Raw genomic sequence first — 1,248 nt, forward strand, 5'->3', positions numbered from 1 at the left:
CGGCGTGTGCGCGGATCTGCTCGTCGCTCATCCGGCTGGACGCGAGGACGAACCCGTCGACCTGCCTCCCGAGCTTGGTGACCAGCAGGTCCTCGCGGGCCGGGTCCTCGGCGCAGTTGCCGAGCAGGACCGCGAGCCCCGCGGTGTCCGCGCGGCCCTCGACCGCCCCGATCAGCGGCGGGAAGAAGGGGTTGGCGATGTCCGGCACGATCATCGCGAGCAGTCCGTGCCGCCCCGTCGACAGCGCCTTGGCGGCCGGATTGGGTACGTAGCCGAGCTCCTCGGCGACGGTCTGGACGCGCGACACCGTCTCCGGGCGCAGCACCTTCGGATTGCTGAAGGCGCGGGAGGCGGTGGCACGGGAGACGCCGGCGGCCTGGGCGACGCTGGCCAGCGTGGGGGTGGGGGCGGCGGAGCCCGGCTCGTTGCCGTGGGCGCGTGGAGGCATGGCGCCACTGTAACGGTGTGTCGCATCGAGGCGGGAAGCGTGTGACCCATTGACGTGCAACCGGTTGCACGCTTTCATGGGCCCACCCCGGAACCACCGGGTCCCGCTCCCGGCCGCCCCGCACCGGCGGCCCTGACGGCAGGAACGGCTCGTGATGCCCAGTCCCCCCGCTGCCCTCGATCTCCGCGTCGCCCCCTCGCCCGAGGCGGCGGGCCGCGCCGCCGCCGACGCGGCCGAGGCCGCGCTGCGCGCCGCCCTGGCCCGCCAGGAGACCGCACGCGTCGTGTTCGCCGCCGCACCGAGCCAGCTGCCGATGCTCGAGGAGCTGCGCACCCGCGACGCCGTCGACTGGCGGCGTGTGCACGCCTTCCACATGGACGAGTACATCGGGCTCGGCACCGACGCACCCCAGCGCTTCGGCACCTGGCTGCGGACCGCCTTCCTGGACCACGTGCCGATCGGCGCCGCCCACGTGATCGAGCCCGGCGCCGACCCGGTCGCGGCCGCCGCCGACTACGCGGAGCGGCTCGCGCGGGCGCCGCTCGACCTGGTCTGCCTCGGGATCGGGGTCAACGGCCACCTCGCCTTCAACGACCCGCCGGTCGCCGATCTCGACGACCCCCACGACGTCAAGGTCGTGGAGCTCGACGAGATCTGCCGCCGCCAGCAGGTCGACGACGGGTGCTTCGCCGACATCGGACAGGTCCCCCGGCGTGCGCTCACCCTCACCGTGCCGCGCCTGCTGCGCGCCCACCGCATCGTGGGGACCGTGCTCGGCCGGCGCAAGAGCGAGGCCGTCC

Annotated in this window: 2 protein-coding genes; one reads left to right on the forward strand and one right to left on the reverse strand. The window is 74.6% G+C overall.

The window, feature by feature from the left end; genetic code table 11:
- On the reverse strand, positions 1-448 hold a 448-nt coding region (locus GTW43_RS21720; protein WP_161303689.1), incomplete at its 3' end, for a LacI family DNA-binding transcriptional regulator.
- A 154-nt stretch (positions 449-602) separates the two neighbouring features.
- Here GTW43_RS21720 and GTW43_RS21725 point away from each other — a divergent pair.
- Positions 603-1,248: 6-phosphogluconolactonase (locus GTW43_RS21725; RefSeq protein WP_161303690.1), on the forward strand; the 646-nt coding region annotated here is incomplete at its 3' end.

The organism is Streptomyces sp. SID5785, from assembly GCF_009870065.1.
Classification (GTDB): domain Bacteria; phylum Actinomycetota; class Actinomycetes; order Streptomycetales; family Streptomycetaceae; genus Streptomyces.